This window comes from Pelagibacterium sp. H642, from assembly GCF_031202855.1.
Classification (GTDB): Bacteria; Pseudomonadota; Alphaproteobacteria; order Rhizobiales; family Devosiaceae; genus Pelagibacterium.
This window is the reverse complement of record NZ_CP101829.1, coordinates 2778039-2798282: the sequence shown is the minus strand read 5'-3', so window position 1 is coordinate 2798282 and position 20244 is coordinate 2778039. Positions and strand designations below refer to the sequence as shown.

Here is a 20244-nt window from a genome sequence, read left to right as displayed (position 1 = left end):
TCCTCTCCTTTGTACCCGTCCGGTTGGTCTTCCGGTCGGTGATTTATTGTTTTCGATCGCCTTATCCCGGCTCGAATTGCAGGATCAGGGTCGAGAGCGGCGGCAGAACGATCTCCGCGGTGGCGGGATAACCGAATTCATTGCCCGTCGTTGCGTTTACAACACCCTGATTGCCGATATTTGAACCTGCATACCAGCTCGCATCGGTGTTGATGCGCTCGATCCAGCGGCCGGCGGCCGGCATGGGCAGACGATAGTTTTCACGCGGCACGGGGGTGAGATTGGTGATGACCACGACCGGCTCGGCGTCGGGCGCCTTGCGTACCCAGGCCAGTATGGAATTGGCCTGATCGCTCGCGATGATCCATTCGAACCCCTCCGGCTCGCAATCGCGTGCGTGGAGCGCGGGAAGCTCGCGGTATACGGCATTGAGATCGGCCACCAGACGCCTGATCCCCTCATGCGCCGGAGCGTCGAGAAGCCACCAATCGAGCGCATGAGCCTCGTTCCACTCCTCGCGCTGGGCGAATTCCTGGCCCATGAACAGCAGCTTCTTGCCCGGATAGCCCCACATGAACGCGTAATAGGCTCGCAAGTTTGCAAATTTCTGCCAGTCGTCCCCCGGCATCTTCGAGAGCAGCGAGCGCTTGCCGTGCACCACCTCGTCATGACTGAGCGGCAGGACGAAATTCTCCGAGAAGGCGTAGAGCAGCCCGAAGGTGAGGTCGTTGTGATGGAAGCGCCGGTGGATGGGGTCGCGGCGCATGTAGCGCAGCGTGTCGTTCATGAAGCCCATGTTCCACTTGAACCCGAAGCCGAGGCCCTTGGCATATGTCGGAGCGGTCACCCCGCTCCAGCTCGTCGATTCCTCCGCCATTGTGAAGGTTCCCGGATGCTGGCCGTAGGTTTCGGCGTTGACCCGCTGGAGGAAAGCGATCGCCTCGATATTCTCGTTGCCGCCATGCTGGTTGGGCACCCACTGGCCCGGCTGGCGGGAATAATCGAGGTAGAGCATCGACGCCACCGCATCGACCCGCAGGCCATCGATGTGGAACTTTTCCAGCCAATAGAGCGCGTTATTGGTGAGAAAGCTCGAAACTTCCTTGCGACCGAAATTGTAGATCGCCGTGTTCCAGTCCGGGTGATAGCCCTGGCGCGGATCGTCATGTTCATAGAGCGCGGTGCCGTCGAACTTGGCGAGCCCGTGTTCGTCGGTGGGGAAATGGGCCGGAACCCAATCCATGATGACCCCCAGCCCCACCGCATGCGCCGCATCGACGAAGCGGGCAAACCCGGCCGGGTCGCCGAAACGGGCGGTGGGCGCATAAAGTCCGGTCGGCTGATAGCCCCAGCTCGGATCGTAGGGGTGCTCGGTAACGGGCAGAAGCTCGAGATGGGTAAAGCCCATGTCGGCCGCATAGGGCACGAGCTGCTCGGCGAGTTGATCGTAGCTCAGAAACCCGCCATCGGGCCGCTTGCGCCACGAGCCCAGATGCACTTCATAGACGCTCATGGGCTCGCGCCGGTAATCGCGCGATTTGCGCGCTTCCATATAGTCAGCGTCGGTCCAGGTGAACGGCGTAGGATCGGCAACGACCGATGCCGTCTTGGGGCGCAGCTCCGATTGCTGGGCGTAAGGGTCGGCCTTGAGCGGCAGCAGATTTCCGTCCCTGCCGATGATCTCGTATTTGTACTGCGCGCCGGGCTGGGCCGCCGGGATGAAGATTTCCCAAATACCGGTTTCCATCCGCCGGCGCATGGGGTGGCGTCGTCCGTCCCATTCGTTGAACGAGCCGGTGACCGACACTCGCCGCGCGTTGGGAGCCCAAACGGCGAAATGCGTGCCCTGGACGCCTTCGAATTCCATGAAATGGGCGCCCAGCTTGTCGAACAGACGCAGGTGCGAGCCTTCCCCGATATAGTAATCGTCCATCGGCCCGAGCACCGGACCAAAGGAATAGGGATCGATCACCTCCCATTCACCGCCGGCATTGGCGGCACGGTAGACAAGCGGCTGGCGCCGGTCGATATCGACCACGCCCTCGAAAAAGCCCGCCGCGTCACGGTTTTCGAGCGTACCGGCGGCCTTGCCGCTCAGCGTGCGCGCCTCCAGCGTCTCGGCATAGGGGATAAAGGTCCGGGCGACCCACGCTCCTTCGACCTCGTGCAGACCCAGTATCCCGAAAGGGTCATCGTGCTGACCACCAACAATTCGGGCGATCTGCTGCGGGTCGGTGTGCCAACCGGACGTCTTCTTTGCCAAATTAACTTCTCCCCCGTTGATGCTGGCGCATCTGTTGTAATGAAACCCGCCAGAGCCGCCGGTGTTCCGCGCATGTCGCCATCATGCGATCACGTATGCGAGGCTCCCCAGATCTGGTCGGCATATTCGCGGATCGTGCGATCCGAGGAAAACCACGCCATGCGCGCCGTGTTCCTGATCGCCATGGCGTTCCACACCCGCCGATCGCTCCAATAGCCGTCGACCTGGCGCTGGGCAGCACAGTAGGCATCGAAATCGCGCGCCACCATGAACCAGTCGTGATCGTAGAGCCCGTCCATGAGATGACGATACCGCCCGCGATCGTCGGGCGAAAACACGCCCGACCCGATCGCCTCGATCACTTCGCGCAGCGCCTGGCTGGCTTCGATCAGCTCGCGCGGCGAGCGGTTCTGGCTGCGGATGTCGTTGACCTCGTCGGCGGTGAGCCCGAAGATCACGATGTTCTCCGGCCCCAGCCGTTCCCGCATTTCCACATTCGCTCCATCCATCGTGCCGATGGTGATGGCGCCGTTGAGCGCGAACTTCATGTTGCCGGTGCCCGACGCTTCCATGCCGGCCGTCGAAATCTGCTCGGAAAGATCGGCGGCTGGAATGATCGTCTCGGCCAGCGACACGTTGTAATTGGGCAGGAAAACGACCTTCAAAAGCCCCCGCACCGCCGGGTCGTTATTGATGACCTTGGCGACATCGTTGATGAGCTTGATGATCAGCTTGGCGTTCCAATAGCTCGGCGCCGCCTTGCCGGCGAAAACCTTGACCCGCGGCACCCAGCGCCGTTCGGGATGGGCGCGGATCTGGTTGTACTGCGCGACCGCCTCCATGACGTTGAGAAGCTGGCGCTTGTACTCATGGATGCGCTTGATCTGAATGTCGAACAGGGCATCGGGCGACACCGTAATGCCCATCCGCTCCTTGATCAGCGACGCGAGCCGCTCCTTGTTCTTGCGCTTGACCACGGCAAACTGGTCCTGGAACGACTTGTCTTCCGCATGCGCATCGAGCTTGATCACCTGCTCGATGTCATCGCGGAAATCGCCCCCGATTCGGTCCGCGATCAATCGCGTGAGGCCAGGGTTGCACTGCATCAGCCAGCGGCGCGGCGTCACCCCATTGGTCTTGTTGTTGATCCGCTCGGGATAGAGTTTGTGGAGATCGGCAAAAACGGTCTGCTTCATGAGCTCGGTATGAAGCGCCGAAACGCCATTGATCGAATGCGAGCCCACAAAGGCGAGCTGACCCATGCGCAGGCGCCGGCCACCATTCTCGTCGATCAGCGAGATCGCGGCGATGCGGCTGTCTTCGAGGCCCTTTTCACGCGCCTCCTCCAGCACCATGGCATTGATGGCGTAGGCGATCTGCATCTGGCGCGGCAGAAGGCGTTCGAGCAGCGCCACCGGCCAGGTTTCCAGGGCTTCGGGCAACAGCGTGTGATTGGTGTAGGCGAAAGTCCGCCGGGTGAGATTCCACGCCTGATCCCACCCCAGCCCCTGCACATCCATCAGGATGCGCATCATCTCGGCGATCGAAATTGCCGGATGGGTATCGTTGAGCTGGATGGCCACCTTGTCGGGAAGCGAACCCAGGTCGCCATATTGCTGAAGATGGCGCCGGACGATGTCCTGCAGCGAGGCCGAGGAGAAGAAAAACTCCTGACGCAGGCGCAGCTCCTGGCCGGCCGGGTTGGAATCGGCGGGATAGAGCACACGGGTGATGGCTCCCGCCTTGGCGCTTTCTTCCAATGCGCCGATATGGTCGCCCGAATTGAACCGGTCGAGCAGGATCGGATCGATAGGCTGCGCACTCCAGAGGCGCAGCGTATTGACCCGCGCCCCGCGCCAGCCCACCACCGGCGTATCGAAAGCGACGGCGTTGAGATGCTCGGCGGGATGCCAGACCTGCCGCACGCTGCCATCGGGCTGCTGCACCGGTTCCACATATCCGCCGAAACCGATCTCATAGGAGCTTTCGCGGCGTTCGAACTCCCAGGGATTGCCATGGGCGAGCCAGTTTTCCGGCAGTTCGACCTGCCAGCCGTCGCTCATTTCCTGGCGGAACAGCCCGTGGACATAGCGAATGCCATAGCCATGGGCGGGCACATTGAGCGTCGACATCGATTCCAGGAAACAGGCCGCGAGGCGCCCCAGTCCGCCATTGCCCAACGCCGCATCGGGCTCGCGCTCGATCAGCTCGTCGATATCCACGTTGAACGAGGAGAGCGCTTCGCGCACCGCGTCCATCATCCCCAGATTGGAGATGGCATCGCGCATCAGCCGCCCGATCAGGAATTCGAGGCTGAGGTAGTACACCCGCTTTTTCGAGGTGCGCCAGGTGTCGCGGCTGGATTCCATCCACTGATCGATGATCCGGTCCCGCACCGTGAGAATGGTGGCGGTGAGCCAATCGGTATTGCGCGCGACGATCGGGTCCTTGCCGACCGAATAGGTCAGCTTCTCCAGAATTTCGTTGCGCAGGGTTTCCGGATCAGTGGCACGAGGCTGAGGCGTGGGAGCGTCGTAAACGATCGGTTTTTGCGGCATGTCGCAACCCATGGTTCATGTCTGTTCCTCCCCTCAGAGAAGCGGAGTGTTGCACGAGCGTCGGCCGCTTTCCAGCCTTTACGAGGAATGGGAAGCATGCACCTCCAGTATGAAGAAACAAAAAAATGCAAAGGCGGGGAACCTCGCGCTCGCCACCACGTTTTATATGCAGCCGATGGAGGCGCCCCTACCTTCATCGTGCCAAGCCCTGACCCTAAAGAGGATTGCTGCCCGGCGATCCTCTTTTTTTGTGGCGCGCCGGAACCAAAGTACGCCCCCCGCATTTAACGGCCATGCGAAGCGTTTCCCCCAAGCGTTTCGCTACCGAAAGGTCGGATGCCCACGGCATTCCGGCCTTTCCTTATTTCCGGGGTGTCCTCAGGTAATGTGAGCGCCGTCTATGCGCAGCGTGTAATCGACGCCGCGCTGGCTGACAGCCAGTTCGCCCGTACCGTCGACGGCCAGCGGAACGACGCTTTCGAGAAACTTGCGCGTCAACGGCTCGACCTGTTCGGCCGCATGGCTGTTGCCCACCCGTTCGTTCCAGGTGACCACGAGATTGCGTCCGCCATCGCTGCGAGGGTGAAGGCTGAAGCCCACCTGTATGGACCCGCTCTCAGGAGACAATTGCCCATTGCGCACCGCGTTGGCGGCAAGTTCGTGGATGGCGAGACCGAGATAGAGCGCGGCATTGGGAGACACGACGAGATCGTCTCCGCTCAGTTCCACGGGCAAGGCATTGTCGCGGTGAAACAGCGCGATCTGGCGCGAAATCAGATCGCTCAAAAGGGCCCCCTGCCAATCACGGTCGGTGACCAGATCCTGCGCCCGGGCGATGGCCTGCAGCCGGCCGGAAAAGGCGGTGACAAAAGCGGGAATGGAGGCCGAGCTGCGAGCCGTCTGCGAGGCCAGCGAAAGCACGATGGCAAGAAGATTGCGCGAACGGTGGCTTACCTCGCGCAGCAGGTTCTTGAGTTGAACTTCGCGCCGCTTCTGGGCGCTGATATCGATGATGGTGGAATAGACCCCCATCGCCGATCCGCTGGAATCGATGTCGGGATCGACCCAGATATCGAACCAGCGCACTTCACCGGCAATATTGACCGGCAGTTCGAAGCGCTGCGGGTCCCGCGTTTCAATGACATGCAGTTTGGTTGCGCGCAGCCGTTCGGCGGCAAGGCGAGGCAGGAAATCGGCGTCGGAATGGCCCAGGACATCAACGGCTTCAATGCCGCGCGGCAGGTTTTCCACCCACTCATAGAGCAGGTCCCGGTTCTGGTAGCTCAGGGAAACGGGCGTGCGGCTCAGCGCGCGCATGGCGAAGGCAAAGCGGCGGGAGCCTTCAAGATTGCCCCCGCCCGACTTTCCGTTTTCCTGGCCCTTCATAGGTGACGCATGATTATCTGTGTGTTCCACGAGCCCCGCTCGAACTGCGCAATTGCGGTTCCATAGCCTCAATGCAAGGGACCCTATTCAGCGTGCCCTCCGCGCGAGGCCCATGACCAAACCAATAACCATTGCGATGAGAAAAACAAAGAATAGAATCTGCGCGATGGACGACGCCGCCCCTGCTATTCCGCCGAATCCGAGGATTCCGGCAATAATGGCGATGACCAGAAATGCAAGTGCCCATCCCAGCATGGCGCGAACTCCCATAAGTACTTGATCGAAAGGGAGAACGGCCCCGGAGCGGCGGCGGTTCCGATACGTTATCGATTTATGCCGCCTGCTCCATCTGCTCGGAGAAGAACAACACCTGGCTGACCAGGGCCTTGACCATGTCGGGCTGGAAAGGCTTGGTGACGAGGAAGGCAGGTTCCGGGCGTTCGCCCGTGAGAAGCCGCTCGGGGAAGGCCGTGATGAAGATCACCGGAACGCTGGCGGAACGCAGCATGTCGTTGACCGCATCGATACCCGAGCTGCCATCGGCAAGCTGGATATCTGCAAGCACCAGGCCGGGACGGCGCTGGTTGAAGAGTTCGATGGCTTCCTTGTGCGTCCGCGCCACCCCGGTCACCGTATGGCCGAGCGATTCAACCATCTGCTCGATGTCCATAGCGATCAGCGGCTCGTCTTCGATGATGAGCACGCTGGTGGCGACCTGCTGGGCCATCTCCACCGAAGCGGTTTCGATCAGTTCGGCGAATTCGGCTTCGCCTACCCCAAGGATTTCCGCGCCTTCCTCGTTGGAAAAGCGTTCGACAGCGACGAGAAGGAAGGCCTGGCGCGGCAACGGAGCGATGGCCCGAAGGCTGCGGCGCGCCTGTTCTTCCCAGGCATCGGCTGCCGGAGGCAACTCGCTGAGGTTAATATCGACGGAACGCCAGAGCTGGGAAAAGACTTTGTAAAGAGCGACTTTGGAGTCGAGATTGGTCGGAAAAATGGATCGATCCGCAACGAGCGCTTCGAGCGTGGCTGAAACATAGGCATCGCCGCTGGATTGGCTACCGGTCAATGAGCGCGCAAAACGTCTCAGATAAGGAATGTGCGGCGCAATCAACTCAGCAAGATTCATAGGTAGGCTCCCTCGCATAGTCACCTGACAGAACGCGCAGGCAACGACAATCGCCGGTTAACGGCACCTTACGCAAAAAGTTCCCCGCCCATTGGAACTTTTTTTGCTGCCTGACGTTTCCGGGGCCAATAACTTCTGACGCTTTGTGGGGTAAAACGTGACGCAACTCAGCAGTAAAGATATGGCCAGGGATCAGGAAGACGACGCGCCCGAAACGTCCAAGCCCAGCCTCAGTGCGGATTCCCAGGCCTTCATCGGCCTGAAGCTGCGTGAGCTCTACGACGACGTCGTCGCCGAGCCCGTGCCGGATCGTCTTCTGGAGTTGCTTGGCAAGCTCGGAGAAGACGAAGACAAATCGAAGTCGAAATAAGGAGCGGAAAAATGGCTGAATACGATTTCCGCGCCGAACTTCTCGCTGTCATCCCCAATCTGCGTGCCTTCGCCATGTCTCTGGTCGGCGCGGCCGACAAGGCTGACGACCTGGTTCAGGAAACGCTGGTCCGCGCCTGGGACAAGCGCTCGTCCTTCACCCCGGGCACCAACCTCAAAGGTTGGCTCTTCACCATTCTGCGCAATGAATTCTATAGCCAGATGCGAAAGCGCAAGCGTGAGGTTGCCGATCCCGAAGGGGCAATGGCCGAACGGCTTTCGAGCCATCCCGAGCAGGTCGGCAAGCTGGACATGGAAGACTTCAAGAAGGCGGTCAACCAACTCCCCGAAGATCAGCGCGAAGCTCTGATCCTGGTCGGCGCGTCCGGCTTTTCCTACGAGGAAGCCGCCGAAATCTGTGATTGCGCGGTGGGCACCATCAAGAGCCGCGTGAGCCGCGCCCGCACCCAGCTCGCCACGATCCTCAAGCTCGAGGGCGATGGTGAATTCGGTCCCGACGCGGTGGCGGTGGGCGTTATGAACCTCACCTCCTCCAGCGCCGCCTGACCGCATCTGATATAGAAGAAATCGAAAGGTTCCGGGGCTATGGCTCCGGAACTTCTTTTTTTGCTTTACGTTAGGGTACGGGTTCAACGCAAACATGGGAGGCCATTCAATGGCCCGCGCCGCATCATCCACTGCCCGTACCACCTCCGAAACCGAAAAGCTCTCCGACCAGATCAAGGATGCTCGCGATCCGGCCAAGGATCTCGACGCCGAAATCGCTGCTCTCCGCGAGGACGTGGCGGCGATAACCGCGACGCTGGGTGATATCGTCAAATACCGGACCAACGAGGCCAAGTCGGAAGCCCGCCGCATTCGCCGTCGCGTCGAACAGCAGGGCGAAGAAGCGATCGAAACCGTGCAGGACAGCTTTGAGTCTGCCGAAAGCGAACTCAAGTCGATCATCCGCGAAAAGCCGATTTCCTCGGTGCTGGTCGCTGCCGGCATCGGATACGTCCTTTCGAAGATCCTTTAGGAGCAGCGCCATGGCGCTGACCGCACCTTTTGCCGCGGCGGCAAACCGGGCGAGCACCGCTGTTCGTTCGGTGGGACAGTCCGTGGTTCTTTATGCCGCAATCGCCCTGGTCGGCCTGACGGGGGCGGGCTTTCTCGTGGCGGCCCTCTATATCTGGCTGGCCGAAGTGACCAGCACCTTGGCGGCAGCCCTGCTGATGGGCGCCGGGTTCCTCGCCATTGCCGGCATCGCGCTGGCGATCGCCATCGGCCGGGGCCGCAAGAAAAAGCGCGAGAACCAGCGAGCGGCGGCCAACACGGCCCTGCTCGCCTCATCGGTCTCGCTTGCGACCACGGCCATCCGCATCGTGTCGCGCGTCCGTGGACCGCTCCTTCTTCCAGCCATCGCGGCCCTGGCGGCAGGCTGGTATCTCAGCACGACAGGTCACGACGACGAAGACGAGTGAGAAAAAGCCATCTCGTTACACAGATATGGGGCCGGTCCCAAAGGATCGGCCCCATTTTCGTGACAACGCCCTGCTCAGTGTTCGTGGGCAAGGGAGTTGAGTTCGAGAAGCTTCTCGAGTTCAAGATCGGCATCCCGCAGCACCCCCCTGTCCTCGGGAGCCGCATGATGCTCCTTCATGCTCTTGAGCAATTCGATCTTGCGCGCGTTCGACAAGGTCGGGTCATTGGCGATCTCGCTGGGGGTGCGGGCGATGGCACCGGCATTGAAATAAACGGAAACGTTCCTGTCCTCGCTCATGGCATTACTCCTTTATAGAGCAATGCCCACCGCATCGTCTGCGTTCCGCAGCATAACGCGGAGAGTGGCGCCCATGACAAAAGGGCCGGCTTGGATGCCGGCCCTTTCATCGATGGTCTGAAACGTCTTATTCGACGATCAGCGTGTTTTCTTCCGGGGAGGTGGTGTAGGCCTCCTCGTTGTATTCGGGAGCCGCCTCGAGCTGCTCGGCGGTCAGTGAAGTGCGGAGCAGCAAGCCGCCGTTTTCATCCCGCAGGAACGAAAGGTTCTCGAAGGACACGGCAACCGGCTTGGTGGCGATGCCCAGGAAGCCGCCGAAGTCGATAATCACGGCTTCAACCTGGCCGTCCTCGGAGAGCAGGATATCTCCGATCGAGCCGATCTCCTCATCGCCAGCGCCATAAACGGCAGTGCCGGTGAGTTCGTCGGCCGAAATATCGGCAGCAGCGACCTGCTCGAAGCTGTCGAAGTCCATGGCCGGCGCCGCAGCGGCATCGTCAGCCGGGGCTTCCTCGGTCGCAGCGGCATCATCGGCCGGAGCTTCCTCGGTCGCGGCGGCATCGGCGGGAGCTTCTTCGGCCGCAGCGGCATCATCCGCCGGAGCTTCTTCGGTCGCGGCGGCGGCGGCAGCACCAGCGGCAGCGCCACCAGCAGCACCGGCAGCGGCGGCATCAGCCGGGGCTTCCTCGGTCGCAGCGGCATCATCGGCCGGGGCTTCCTCGGTCGCGGCGGCATCGTCAGCCGGGGCTTCCTCAGTCGCAGCAGCGTCCTCAGCCGGCGCTTCCTCGGCAGGAGCCATGGCATCACCAGCGGGAGCGGCGGGCGCCATCGCGTCGCCGGCGGGAGCCGCAGGGGCCATCGCGTCACCAGCCGGAGCGGCCGGGGCCATTGCATCGCCGGCGGGAGCCGCAGCATCGGCATTGTTGGATTCGCTGGCGAGCCATTCTTCGCGGTTGAATTCGGCGGCCGCCTCGAGCTGCTCGCGGGTCATGGCAGCGACGAGACGGTTGTTGCCGTCCATATCCTGGGCAAGCTCAAGCTCATCCCAATTGATGGCGACGTTCTTCTGTCCGATGCCGAGGAAACCGCCGACGCCGACCACGACGGCACCGATTTCGCCGTTCTGGTCGAGAACGAAGTCGTTGACGTCACCGATCGCTTCGGCGTCATCACCGGTGGAGTTGTAGATGGTTTCACCGATGATTTCGGTAGCCAGCCAGCCATCGGCGTTGATGCCGGTTTCCTCAGCCGTCACCAGCTCCTGCTCGGGAGCTTCGGCGGGGGCTGCCGGGGTTTCCATCATGGGATCTGCAGGGGCCGCGGCCGGATCGGCCGGTGCCATCTCCTGGGCATACGCGCCGCCGGTGACGACCAGGGCCAGCGCGGTCGAGGCAAGAAGCTTGCGATACATAAGGTTTCTCCTGAAATCGCTTGTTTCAAGTTCTCGGGCCAGAACCGCGATGCAAAACCTCTGCACCGATCGGCACTCCGGCCGTCATGGCCTGAGAACGCCACCTTGTCTGCTTGGTTCCGCTGGAGAAACGAAAATCCCCAGAATCCGGGGCTTCGGAACGTTATCGGGCCTTTGGCCGTTACTTAAGACTGTGCCTTCGCACGGCACCGGCTGAAAATGTGTCAGCAATGCCACCGCGTCGGCACGTTTGCGCCTTTGAGCCGGCACATTCGGAAAGCAAGAATATTGTCGTTGGGGGCATGCTTTGCGGAGTGATGCTCATGAGCCTTTCAGCCCTTCCCCGCCGTTCAGCCTACTCGGCCTCCACGGCCCCGATCAAAGGCTACAACAGGCGAGGCTTCGTCATCGGCTGGGTGGCGATCATCGCCTTGGCGGTCGCAGGCTACGCCTTTGCCTCGAGCCATCTGTCGCCCTCGAGCGCCCAACTGCATCTCGCCAACATTGCCGGCCACACCTATCCGGTCTTCGCCCGCAGCTAAATCGCGAGTCCCGCAGCGCGTCCCGATGCCCAGGCCCATTGGAAATTATACCCGCCCAGCCAGCCGGTGACGTCCACGGCCTCGCCGATGAAATACAGGCCCGGCACCGACTTGACCTGCATGTCCGACGATTGCAGGGCCGTGGTATCGATCCCGCCAAGCGTCACCTCTGCTGTCCTGTACCCCTCGGTGCCGACGGGCTTTACCTGCCAGGCCGAGACGCCGGCAATCAACCGCGCCATGGCCTTGCGATCGAGATCGGCGAGATTGCCCGATAGCCTCGCTTCGGCAACAACGAGCTCGGCCACCCGGCGCGGCAGGATTTCCGCAAGCGTGGTGACCACGGACTGCCGCCCGCTTCTTATCCGCGCCTCCGATATCCACTGCTCGATATCGATTGCCGGAGCCAGATCGACCGTGATCGGCTCGCCCTCCCGCCAATAGGAGGAAATCTGCAGGATGGAAGGGCCGCTCAATCCGCGATGGGTAAAGAGCAGGCCTTCCCTGAAGCTTGTCTTGCCCGAGCGCACATTTGCGTCCAGCGAAACACCCGCCAAAGGGCGCAGGCTCTCCAGCATCTTCGGCTCGAAGGTCAGCGGCACCAGGGCGGGACGCGTTTCGGTGACCGGTACGCCGAACTGCTCGGCCACCTTATAGGCAAAGCCGGTGGCTCCCATCTTGGGGATGGATTTGCCGCCCGTCGCGACGACCAGCGAGCGGGCAAATACCAGACCGCTGGTGAGCCGGACGCGGAAACCGTCGGCACCCGGTTCTATCGCCTCGACGCTCGTTTGCAGCGCCAGCGTCGCGCTCCCCTTGCCCATCTCCGCCAGCAGCATGTCGATGATCTGCTGTGCGGAGCCGTCGCAAAAGAGCTGACCGAGAGTCTTTTCGTGATAGGCGATCCCGTAGCGCTCCACCAGGGCGATGAAATCTGCCGGCCGGTAGCGCTTGAGCGCGGAGATCGCAAATTTCGGGTTGCCGGAAAGAAAGCTCTGTGGAGCAGTGTGGAGATTGGTGAAATTGCACCGCCCTCCCCCCGAAATGCGGATCTTCTTTCCCGCTGCTTCCGCATGGTCGACCACCAGGACGGAGCGCCCGCGCTGGCCTGCCGTGGCCGCGCACATCATGCCCGCGGCGCCCGCTCCGATCACCAGCACGTCGAACGTCCGCATGGCCTGCTCCAAACTCAAAACCCGCCCGGTTGCTACCGGACGGGTGCATCAAGCGCAAATGTGAAAATCGGTCAGGCGACGATCAGGGTCGAGCCCGAGGCCACGCGGTCATAAAGATCCATGATGTCCTGGTTCATCAGCCGCACGCAACCGGACGAAACGTTGTTGCCGATGGTCCAGGGCTCAGGGGTGCCATGCACGCGGTACAGCGTGTCGCGTCCGTTCTGGAAAATATAGAGGGCGCGGGCGCCGAGCGGATTGTCGATGCCGCCGGGCTGACCGTGGCGCCACTCTTCGAGATGAGGTTCGCGTTCGATCATGGCGGCGGGCGGCGTCCAGGTGGGCCATTCGCGCTTGAACTGGATCACGCCGCGCCCCGACCAGCCAAAGCCCTCGCGCCCAAGGCCTACGCCATAGCGCACGGCCTGCCCCCCTTCACGAACGTGATAGAGGTAGTGCGCGGCGGTGTCGATATAGATGGTGCCGGGCCGCTCTCCGGTGGGATCGGGAACCACGCGCCGATAGTAGGCGGGATCGACATAGCGCAGGTCGACGGCAGGAACATAATGCTCGCCATCCCAGACGCCGCTGTACATGTTGACGTAGAACGGATCGAACTGCGGCGTGGCGGGAGCCGCGGGCTGGCTCGTGGTGCTGGAGCATCCGGCGAGCGCCAGCGCCGAAAGGCTGGCGGCCCCGGCGAGGAACTGGCGGCGGGGGAGAATTGGGGTGGCTGTGGTCATCTGTCTTCTTCTGGCTAGCGTTTCCGGCGCGCTGTGTGAAATATGGCGGGCTCGACATTGTTCCGCCCTCGTTGGTGCACAGAGGGTGCTCTGTTGCCGATCGGCATCACATGTTTTGCCCCGACGGGAATGTTCGCGGATGTCGCCGCCATTGCCCAGGCCCTCCCAGGAAGCCCGAGAATCCGGGTCTTTCGGAGTGCGCCGGTCTTTCCCGGGCATCTAGCAATCGCGATGGTTTACAATTGAGTAATGACGTTCCCTGCTCGCAGATTTGTGACCGGCGATCAGCCTTCGAGTTCCTCGCGCAGCATTTCGAGTTCCAGCCAGCGGTCCTCCATTTCGGCCAACGCCTGCTGCGCGGCAACGAAGTCGGATGTCGCGGTTTCGAACCCCTTGGGGTCGCGGGCGTAAAGACCGGAATCGTCGAGCTTGGCCTGTAGCTTTGCGATTTTTCCGCGCAGCGCATCCATTTCCTTGGGCAGCGTTTCGAGGGCGTGTTTTTCCTTGAACGAAAGTTTCCGCTTCTGCTGCTGTACCTGAGATTGTGCGGCGGGCTTTTCCTTTGCCGCCGCAGCCGGTTTTTCGACCTTTCGGGCCGAAACACCCGCCCCGCGCTGGGCGACCATGTCCGAATAGCCGCCGGCATATTCGGTCCACACCCCGTCTTCCTCCGCCACGATGATCGAACTTGCGACCTTGTCGAGAAAATCGCGGTCGTGGCTCACGACGATGACCGTACCGGCATAGTCGGCGATCATCTCTTCGAGCAGGTCGAGGGTTTCGAGGTCGAGGTCGTTCGTGGGTTCGTCCAGCACCAGGACGTTGGAGGGCAGTGCCAGCGCACGGGCCAAAGTCAGCCGGTTGCGCTCGCCGCCAGAGAGCTTGCTCACCGCCGTGCGCGCCTGTTCGGGGGTGAAGAGAAACTCCTTCATGTAGCCGATGACGTGCTTGGGCTCGCCATTGATGGTCAGCGTGTCGCTGCCCCCGCCGGTCAGCACGTCCTTGAGCGTGGCATCCGGGTCGAGCGAGGCGCGGCGCTGGTCGAGAACCGCGAGTTCGAGCCGCGTGCCGAGCCGGACGCTGCCTGTATCCGGCTCGAGATTGCCGGTAAGCATGCGGATCAGCGTCGTCTTGCCCGCCCCGTTCGGCCCCACGATGCCGACGCGGCTGCCGCGCAGGATGCGCGTTGAAAAGTTCCTGACCACGGTACGGTCGCCGAAAGCTTTCGAAATGTCTTCGGCCTCGACCACCATGGTGCCCGAGGTCCGGCCCTCGGCCACGGTCATTTTCACATTGCCCTGCGGTCCGCGATAGTCGCGCACCTGCTGGCGCAGGCCGGCAAGAAGGTCCATGCGGCGCACATTGCGCTTGCGCCGCGCGGTGACGCCATAGCGCACCCAATGCTCCTCGGCGGCGATCTTGCGCGCCAGCTTGTGCTGTTCCTTTTCCTCCTGTTCGAGGAAATCGTCGCGCCAGGCTTCAAACCCCGCAAAGCCCTGATCGATGCGCCGGGTCTGCCCGCGATCGATCCAGACCGTCGAGCGCGTGAGATCGGAGAGGAACCGCCGGTCGTGGCTGATCAAAACCAATGCCGAGCGCAGCGATTTGAGCTCCTCTTCCAGCCACTCGATGGCCGGCAGGTCGAGATGGTTGGTCGGCTCGTCGAGCAAGACGATATCGGGTTCGGGGGCAAGCACCCGCGCCAGCGCCGCACGCCTTGCCTCCCCGCCCGACAGCGAGGCGGGCTTTTCCTTGCCGGTGAGCCCGAGCTGTTCGAGCAGATATTGCGCCCGGAACGGCTCGTCGGCCCCTTCGAGCCCGGCTTCCACATAGGCCAGCGTCGTTTCGAACCCCGAAAGATCGGGCTCCTGGGGCAGATACCTGACCGTCGCGCCGGGCTGGAAGAACCGCTCGCCCGCATCGGGCTCGATGATCCCCGCGGCGATCTTGAGCAGCGTCGACTTGCCCGACCCGTTGCGCCCCACCAGCGCGATCTTGTCTCCTGGGGCGACCGAAAGTTCGGCCCCCTCGAGCAGCGGGGCGCTGCCCATGACAAGGCGGATCGATTGCAGGGCAAGAAGCGGAGCGGGCATGGATATCCGTAAAAAGCTGGAAAAGAACGGGCGAGATGTGGCGAAAAACCTCGCCCGATGCAAGGCTCCTCTAGGCCGATTGCGCCATGGCCTTGGCCGCGGAATCAATGCGGATGCGGGCCCAGACCGGCAAATGGTCCGATCCCTTGCGGGCCATCTCGGAGGTGTGCACGCCCGACGCCGCAACCTCGATATCCATCGTCGTGATGATCCGGTCGAAATTGAGCATCGGGCGCGAAGAATGAAAACTCGGGCCCGGAGCGATGACCCTGTGGTTTTCAGCGAAATGGGAAAGACAGCCGCCCTCGGTCGTCCACTGGTTGAGGTCGCCCATGATCACCGTCGGCAGCGCCTCGTCGAGCACGTCGAGCTGGTTGAGCACCGATTGCGCCTGCCGCCGGCGCCAAAGATCGACGAGCCCAAGATGCAGGCCGATGACGCGCAACCGCTCGGCGCCGATCTGCAGGTCGGCGAGCACCGCGCCTCGCGGCTCGAGCGCGGGCAGCGTCAGGGTCATCGTATCGAGCACGGTAATGCCGCGCCGATAGAGGATGGTGTTGCCGTGCCAGCCGAGGCTTTGTTCCCGAACCCCGAAGCTGATCGCCTCATAGTCCGTGCGCTCGACGATCATCTCGGGCGAGAGCGAAGCCGACCGGCTTCCGAACCGCCGGTCCACCTCCTGCAGCGCCACCACATCGGCATTGACCTCGTTGAGGATATCGAGAATGCGGCCGGGATCGCGCCGCCAATCGGTGCCCACGCTCTTGCGGATGTTGTAGGACGCAATAGAGATCATGAAACAATCATTGCTTGGAGGATGTGGCAGGTCAATGAAGCCCCGCCCGAGTTGGTTGCTATAAAAGCGTTGCGATCTGGGCCTCAATAAGATCGACGGCATGGGCGAGCTTTTCATCGATGATCCCGAGATCACGCGTCCAGTCCGAAATCCCCGCGAGTTCGGTCGCGCCATCCGATATCCCGCGCAGCACGATCAACGGAACGCCGAAACTCTGGCAGGCGCGCAGGATGGCAAAAGACTCCATGTCCACCATGTCGGCGTCGATCTCCGCATAGGCCGCGCCGGAAACCACATTGCCGCCGGTGGAAAGCCGAGCCGGCGTCAGGCCCGCGATCCGCGGATAAAGCGCGATCTCCGCCTCCAGATCGAGAAACGGGGTAACGCCGCGTGGAAACCCCAGGGCGCTCGCATCCATATCGCGGTAGGAGACCGAGGAAGCCTGATAGACCCCGGCATGGTCCAGCGTTGCCGATCCCGCCGAGCCCAGGGAGACCACGATATCGGGCAAGCTGCCCGCAGCCTGCGCTTCCGCCAGGGCGCGGGTCACCGCCACCGCCGCCTCGACCGGTCCGATGCCGGTCATCAAGGGCGTGATCCGCGCCCTCAGGTTCGGCCCATATTCGGCATCGGCCGCCATGACATATAAGATGTTGCTCATCTGATCTCGCCCGTTTGCAATCACCCAAGAGTGGCAACAGCCGCCCCGCTTGCGCAAGCCGCCTTCGCCGTTGTCACGCCGCATCGGTTACGCCATGATCGCGGGCCGATCGTGGAGGAGAACCGAGGCTGTCAGGCTTGAAGGCATTTTCGTTGCGCAGGATCGCCGTCGCCCTGGCGGCGGTCGCGCTGGTGTGTGCGCTGGCGGCGCTCGCCTATGCCCTCGCCTACCGCGCCGGCATCGACCGGTTGAGCGGGCAATTGCGCGACCGGCTGACGGTGACGCAGCGCTCAGTGGAAAGCGAAATCGAGCGGTTCGGATATCTCCCCGAAGTCCTGGGCGAAGACGAACGCATACTCGAACTGCTCTCCGAGCCGACCTCCGAAACGGTTCGGCTCGCCAATGCCTATCTCGAAACCGTGACCAGCCATTCGCTGGCCGACGTCGCCTATGTCATCGATACGGACGGGCTTACGCTCGCATCCTCGAACTGGAACCTGCCGACTTCCTTTGTTGGCCACAATTACAGTTTCCGCCCCTATTTCGGGGAGGCGCTCACCGATCGCGAGGGCTCGTACTACGCAGTGGGCGTGACCACCGGCGTACCGGGCTATTTCCTCTCCGCCCGAATCGACGGCCTGCAAGGTCCGCTCGGCGTGGTCGTCGTCAAGGTGGATATGGCACCGCTCGAGCAGGCCTGGGCGCGGGCTGGCGAAATGACCGGCCTTGCCGACGACGCCGGCGTCGTCTTCCTTTCCGGTATCGTGGATTGGAAATACCGTCCGCTGCATCCGCTTGCCGCCCACGATCGCGAGCTGATCGATCAGGAACGGCGATATGACGGCATCGATGTCGCCGCCCGTGCGCCGCTGGTCGAAGCGGGGTTCGGTTCGAGCCAGCAGGTTTTCATCGAGGACGAGAACCACTCCCTCGCCCTCAGCACCATCCGCATCGAGCCGCAAGGCTGGCAATTGTTCACCGCCCAGCCCACCGCTCCCGTGGCCGATGAGGCACGACTGGTGGCGGTCCTTGTCGGCCTGCTGTCGCTCCTTTGTATCCTCATCGGGCTCTACGCGTATCAACGCCGGCAGTTGACGCGCTGGAAACTGGAGCAGAACGCCGTACTCGAGCGCCGGGTGGCCGAGCGCACCGCCGAACTGCGCGAAACCCAGGACAGCCTCATCCATGCCGCCAAGCTCGCCGCGCTGGGCCGGATGTCGGCAGCAATCGTCCACGAGGTGAGCCAGCCGCTTTCGGCCCTCGACACCACCCTTGCAGCCGCCGGCATGCATGCGCAAAAGGAGGGAACGACCAAGGTTCAGTCTTCGATCCAGACCGGCCGCGCGCTGCTCAAGCGCATGCAAAGGACGGTCAAGCATTTGAAAAGCTTCTCCTCACGCACCCAGGCCCTGCCCGCCGATCCGATCTCCCTTGCAGCATCGGTCAACGCTGCCATCGAGATCGTCGCCCCACAGGCAAGGGAGCAAGCGGTCGAAATCCGGTTCTCACCCGAAGCGAATCATGTGCTGGTTGCCGTGAATGCCGTGCGCATTGAACAGGTACTGATCAACCTCCTGCTCAATGCCATAGACGCGACGGCAACCCTGGGCAATTCCACCGTCGCGATTTCCATCTGTTCAGGGGCTGATCGTGCACTGGTCGAGATCGTGGATTCCGGTCCTGGCATTCCCGAGGAGATCGCCGAAAAGATCACCGAGCCGTTCTTCACCACCAAGAAGACCGGCGAAGGCCTGGGGCTTGGCCTCTCCATTTCGCGCGCCATTCTCGAGGATTACGGCGGAACGCTTTCCTTCGCCCCTGCCGTGGGCGGAGGCACCCTCACCACCGTCTCCCTGCCCCTTGCGGCACATCAACCCCTGGAGCGCGCCTCATGAGCCGGGGCCGCGTCGTATTCATCGATGACGAACCGGACCTGTGCGCCGCAGCGGCCGATTGGCTCGATGTGTCCGGTTTCGCCGTGGAAACCCACACCGATCCTCTCGCCGCGCTTGCGGCAATCGATACCGACGGCTGCGAATGCGTGGTCAGCGATATCCGCATGCCCAAGCTGTCCGGCCTCGAACTTCTCGAGCGCCTGCAAAAGGCTGATCCTGACCTTCCGGTGATCCTGCTCACCGGTCATGGCGACGTGCCCGTGGCGGTGGAGGCCATGCGCGCGGGCGCATACCACTTCCTCGAAAAACCCTATGACGCCGAACAACTGGTTTCGATCCTCGACAACGCCGTCGAAAAGCGCCGCCTCAAGCGCGAGATTTCGCGCCTTAAACATCAGCCGGACGATATCGAAGCGCGCATGATCGGCATTTCGCCCGCCATGGCGCATATCCGCCGCTCCATACTCCATCTCGCCGATATCGACGTCGATATCCTGATCACCGGCGAAACCGGCACCGGCAAGGAAGTCGCCGCCCGCGCGCTGCATGATTTCGGCCGCCGCCGTTCGGGCAATTTCGTCGCCATCAACTGCGCTGCCATTCCCGAAACCATCTTCGAGAGCGAACTCTTCGGCCATGAGAAGGGCGCCTATACCGGCGCCGGCGCCGCGCGCGAAGGCAAGCTGGTGTTCGCCTCGGGCGGCACGGTGTTTCTCGACGAGATCGAATCCATGCCGCTCGCATCGCAGGCCAAGGTGTTGCGCGTCATCCAGGAGCGGGTGGTCGAGCCCTTGGGCTCCAACCGCCAGATCCCTATCGACGTCCGCTTCATTGCCGCCACCAAAACAGACCTGCGTACCGAAAGAGAGGCCGGCCGCTTCCGTTCCGACCTCTATTTCCGGCTGGCCACCGTCGATCTGGCGCTTCCCCCGTTGCGCGGGCGGCGCGAAGACATCGGGCTGCTCCATTCGGTCTTCGCGCGCCGCGCCGCCGAGCGCTTCGGCCTGCCGTTGCGCGAACTCTCGCCAGCGGCGCTGGCTGAACTCGAATCCCGCCCCTGGCCAGGCAATGTCCGCGAGCTGAAGGCCTTTGCCGAACGCACGGTGATCGGCATCGACAACGCCACTTCACCGGAAGAGGGAGGCGCGGCCAGCCTGCCCGAGCAAGTCGCACGATTTGAAGCCGGCGTCATCGCCCGCGCTCTCGATCAGGCTGACGGATCGAGCGCCCGCGCCGCCCTGCTCCTGGGGGTGCCCCGGCGAACGCTCAACGAGAAAATCGTCCGCTATCGGCTGCGTGCCACAGCAGAATCTGGCGAATTTCCGCTCGCATAATTGGGTTGCTGGCGAAAATCCGCCAAGTCATACCGGAAACAGGCCGTATTTTCTGCTGTTCATGATTGGCATGACGATTGCACAATAGGCCTTGGGCACGCCGCGA

Annotated in this window: 19 protein-coding genes; 7 read left to right on the top strand and 12 right to left on the bottom strand. The window is 62.4% G+C overall.

Annotation, left to right across the window (positions count from 1 at the left end; translation table 11 throughout):
* Positions 1 to 61 precede the first annotated feature (61 nt).
* From glgB to NO934_RS13745, 5 genes are all read right to left on the bottom strand, one after another.
* Positions 62 to 2263 carry a 1,4-alpha-glucan branching protein GlgB gene (glgB, locus tag NO934_RS13765; RefSeq protein ID WP_309160539.1) on the bottom strand — a complete coding sequence of 734 codons (2202 nt, stop codon included), beginning with the start codon at positions 2261 to 2263 and terminating at the stop codon, positions 62 to 64.
* 89 nt (positions 2264 to 2352) lie between these two features.
* Entirely contained in the window at positions 2353 to 4821 is a 2469-nt protein-coding gene (locus NO934_RS13760) for a glycogen/starch/alpha-glucan phosphorylase (protein WP_309160538.1), read from the bottom strand.
* A 378-nt stretch (positions 4822 to 5199) separates the two neighbouring features.
* Positions 5200 to 6207, bottom strand: a complete 1008-nt coding sequence (locus NO934_RS13755) for an HWE histidine kinase domain-containing protein (protein ID WP_309160537.1) — start codon at positions 6205 to 6207, stop codon at positions 5200 to 5202.
* Positions 6208 to 6294: 87 nt separating this feature from the next.
* The gene (locus tag NO934_RS13750; protein ID WP_309160536.1) at positions 6295 to 6462 is read right to left on the bottom strand and encodes a DUF1328 domain-containing protein; all 168 of its coding nucleotides are present in this window, start codon (positions 6460 to 6462) and stop codon (positions 6295 to 6297) included.
* A gap of 76 nt (positions 6463 to 6538) precedes the next feature.
* Positions 6539 to 7336, bottom strand: a complete 798-nt coding sequence (locus tag NO934_RS13745) for a response regulator (RefSeq protein ID WP_309160535.1) — start codon at positions 7334 to 7336, stop codon at positions 6539 to 6541.
* Positions 7337 to 7493: 157 nt separating this feature from the next.
* Between NO934_RS13745 and NO934_RS13740 the strand changes: the two genes are divergently transcribed.
* From NO934_RS13740 to NO934_RS13725, 4 genes are all read left to right on the top strand, one after another.
* The gene (locus NO934_RS13740; protein ID WP_309160534.1) at positions 7494 to 7706 is read left to right on the top strand and encodes a NepR family anti-sigma factor; all 213 of its coding nucleotides are present in this window, start codon (positions 7494 to 7496) and stop codon (positions 7704 to 7706) included.
* An 11-nt stretch (positions 7707 to 7717) separates the two neighbouring features.
* On the top strand, positions 7718 to 8272 hold the full coding sequence (locus tag NO934_RS13735; RefSeq protein WP_309160533.1) for a sigma-70 family RNA polymerase sigma factor: 555 nt from the start codon (positions 7718 to 7720) through the stop codon (positions 8270 to 8272).
* A 109-nt stretch (positions 8273 to 8381) separates the two neighbouring features.
* Positions 8382 to 8744 (top strand): hypothetical protein, encoded by a 363-nt coding sequence (locus tag NO934_RS13730; RefSeq protein ID WP_309160532.1) that lies wholly within the window; start codon positions 8382 to 8384, stop codon positions 8742 to 8744.
* Positions 8745 to 8754: 10 nt separating this feature from the next.
* On the top strand, positions 8755 to 9189 hold the full coding sequence (locus tag NO934_RS13725; protein WP_309160531.1) for a hypothetical protein: 435 nt from the start codon (positions 8755 to 8757) through the stop codon (positions 9187 to 9189).
* 74 nt (positions 9190 to 9263) lie between these two features.
* Here NO934_RS13725 and NO934_RS13720 read toward each other — a convergent pair whose 3' ends face one another.
* Both NO934_RS13720 and NO934_RS13715 read right to left on the bottom strand, forming a co-directional pair.
* Positions 9264 to 9488 carry a hypothetical protein gene (locus tag NO934_RS13720; RefSeq protein WP_309160530.1) on the bottom strand — a complete coding sequence of 75 codons (225 nt, stop codon included), beginning with the start codon at positions 9486 to 9488 and terminating at the stop codon, positions 9264 to 9266.
* A 127-nt stretch (positions 9489 to 9615) separates the two neighbouring features.
* Complete coding sequence (locus NO934_RS13715; protein WP_309160529.1) at positions 9616 to 10899, bottom strand: PRC-barrel domain-containing protein; 1284 nt, start codon at positions 10897 to 10899, stop codon at positions 9616 to 9618.
* A gap of 323 nt (positions 10900 to 11222) precedes the next feature.
* On the opposite strand from NO934_RS13715, the gene NO934_RS13710 reads away from it, so the two are divergent.
* Positions 11223 to 11441 (top strand): hypothetical protein, encoded by a 219-nt coding sequence (locus NO934_RS13710; RefSeq protein WP_309160528.1) that lies wholly within the window; start codon positions 11223 to 11225, stop codon positions 11439 to 11441.
* On the opposite strand, the gene NO934_RS13705 is transcribed toward NO934_RS13710, so the two are convergent.
* The 5 genes from NO934_RS13705 to NO934_RS13685 form a co-directional block, all read right to left on the bottom strand.
* A complete protein-coding gene (locus NO934_RS13705) occupies positions 11438 to 12616 on the bottom strand; it encodes an NAD(P)/FAD-dependent oxidoreductase (RefSeq protein WP_309160527.1) in 1179 nt (392 codons plus the stop codon). The genes NO934_RS13710 and NO934_RS13705 overlap by 4 nt on opposite strands.
* Positions 12617 to 12687: 71 nt before the next feature.
* Positions 12688 to 13359, bottom strand: a complete 672-nt coding sequence (locus NO934_RS13700) for a L,D-transpeptidase (protein WP_309160526.1) — start codon at positions 13357 to 13359, stop codon at positions 12688 to 12690.
* A gap of 284 nt (positions 13360 to 13643) precedes the next feature.
* A complete protein-coding gene (locus NO934_RS13695; RefSeq protein ID WP_309160525.1) occupies positions 13644 to 15452 on the bottom strand; it encodes an ATP-binding cassette domain-containing protein in 1809 nt (602 codons plus the stop codon).
* A 70-nt stretch (positions 15453 to 15522) separates the two neighbouring features.
* A complete protein-coding gene (locus NO934_RS13690) occupies positions 15523 to 16248 on the bottom strand; it encodes an endonuclease/exonuclease/phosphatase family protein (RefSeq protein WP_309160524.1) in 726 nt (241 codons plus the stop codon).
* Between the two features lie 58 nt (positions 16249 to 16306).
* A complete protein-coding gene (locus tag NO934_RS13685; RefSeq protein WP_309160523.1) occupies positions 16307 to 16909 on the bottom strand; it encodes a 5'-methylthioadenosine/S-adenosylhomocysteine nucleosidase in 603 nt (200 codons plus the stop codon).
* Between the two features lie 137 nt (positions 16910 to 17046).
* On the opposite strand from NO934_RS13685, the gene NO934_RS13680 reads away from it, so the two are divergent.
* Together NO934_RS13680 and NO934_RS13675 are read left to right on the top strand one after the other, a co-directional pair.
* Positions 17047 to 18804, top strand: coding sequence for an ATP-binding protein (locus NO934_RS13680; protein WP_309160522.1), 1758 nt, complete (start codon positions 17047 to 17049; stop codon positions 18802 to 18804).
* The gene (locus NO934_RS13675) at positions 18801 to 20138 is read left to right on the top strand and encodes a sigma-54 dependent transcriptional regulator (protein ID WP_309160521.1); all 1338 of its coding nucleotides are present in this window, start codon (positions 18801 to 18803) and stop codon (positions 20136 to 20138) included. Before NO934_RS13680 ends, NO934_RS13675 begins: the two co-directional genes overlap by 4 nt.
* Positions 20139 to 20244 lie beyond the last annotated feature (106 nt).

What these genes read in the sequence shown, in the direction of transcription:
- NO934_RS13760 (WP_309160538.1), bottom strand. Translation starts at nt 4,821, where the DNA reads ATGCCGCAAAAACCGATCGTTTACGACGCTCCCACGCCTCAGCCTCGT.
- NO934_RS13755 (WP_309160537.1), bottom strand. Translation starts at nt 6,207, where the DNA reads ATGAAGGGCCAGGAAAACGGAAAGTCGGGCGGGGGCAATCTTGAAGGC.
- NO934_RS13750 (WP_309160536.1), bottom strand. Translation starts at nt 6,462, where the DNA reads ATGCTGGGATGGGCACTTGCATTTCTGGTCATCGCCATTATTGCCGGA.
- NO934_RS13745 (WP_309160535.1), bottom strand. Translation starts at nt 7,336, where the DNA reads ATGAATCTTGCTGAGTTGATTGCGCCGCACATTCCTTATCTGAGACGT.
- NO934_RS13735 (WP_309160533.1), top strand. Translation starts at nt 7,718, where the DNA reads ATGGCTGAATACGATTTCCGCGCCGAACTTCTCGCTGTCATCCCCAAT.
- NO934_RS13730 (WP_309160532.1), top strand. Translation starts at nt 8,382, where the DNA reads ATGGCCCGCGCCGCATCATCCACTGCCCGTACCACCTCCGAAACCGAA.
- NO934_RS13725 (WP_309160531.1), top strand. Translation starts at nt 8,755, where the DNA reads ATGGCGCTGACCGCACCTTTTGCCGCGGCGGCAAACCGGGCGAGCACC.
- NO934_RS13720 (WP_309160530.1), bottom strand. Translation starts at nt 9,488, where the DNA reads ATGAGCGAGGACAGGAACGTTTCCGTTTATTTCAATGCCGGTGCCATC.
- NO934_RS13715 (WP_309160529.1), bottom strand. Translation starts at nt 10,899, where the DNA reads ATGTATCGCAAGCTTCTTGCCTCGACCGCGCTGGCCCTGGTCGTCACC.
- NO934_RS13710 (WP_309160528.1), top strand. Translation starts at nt 11,223, where the DNA reads ATGAGCCTTTCAGCCCTTCCCCGCCGTTCAGCCTACTCGGCCTCCACG.
- NO934_RS13705 (WP_309160527.1), bottom strand. Translation starts at nt 12,616, where the DNA reads ATGCGGACGTTCGACGTGCTGGTGATCGGAGCGGGCGCCGCGGGCATG.
- NO934_RS13700 (WP_309160526.1), bottom strand. Translation starts at nt 13,359, where the DNA reads ATGACCACAGCCACCCCAATTCTCCCCCGCCGCCAGTTCCTCGCCGGG.
- NO934_RS13695 (WP_309160525.1), bottom strand. Translation starts at nt 15,452, where the DNA reads ATGCCCGCTCCGCTTCTTGCCCTGCAATCGATCCGCCTTGTCATGGGC.
- NO934_RS13690 (WP_309160524.1), bottom strand. Translation starts at nt 16,248, where the DNA reads ATGATCTCTATTGCGTCCTACAACATCCGCAAGAGCGTGGGCACCGAT.
- NO934_RS13685 (WP_309160523.1), bottom strand. Translation starts at nt 16,909, where the DNA reads ATGAGCAACATCTTATATGTCATGGCGGCCGATGCCGAATATGGGCCG.
- NO934_RS13675 (WP_309160521.1), top strand. Translation starts at nt 18,801, where the DNA reads ATGAGCCGGGGCCGCGTCGTATTCATCGATGACGAACCGGACCTGTGC.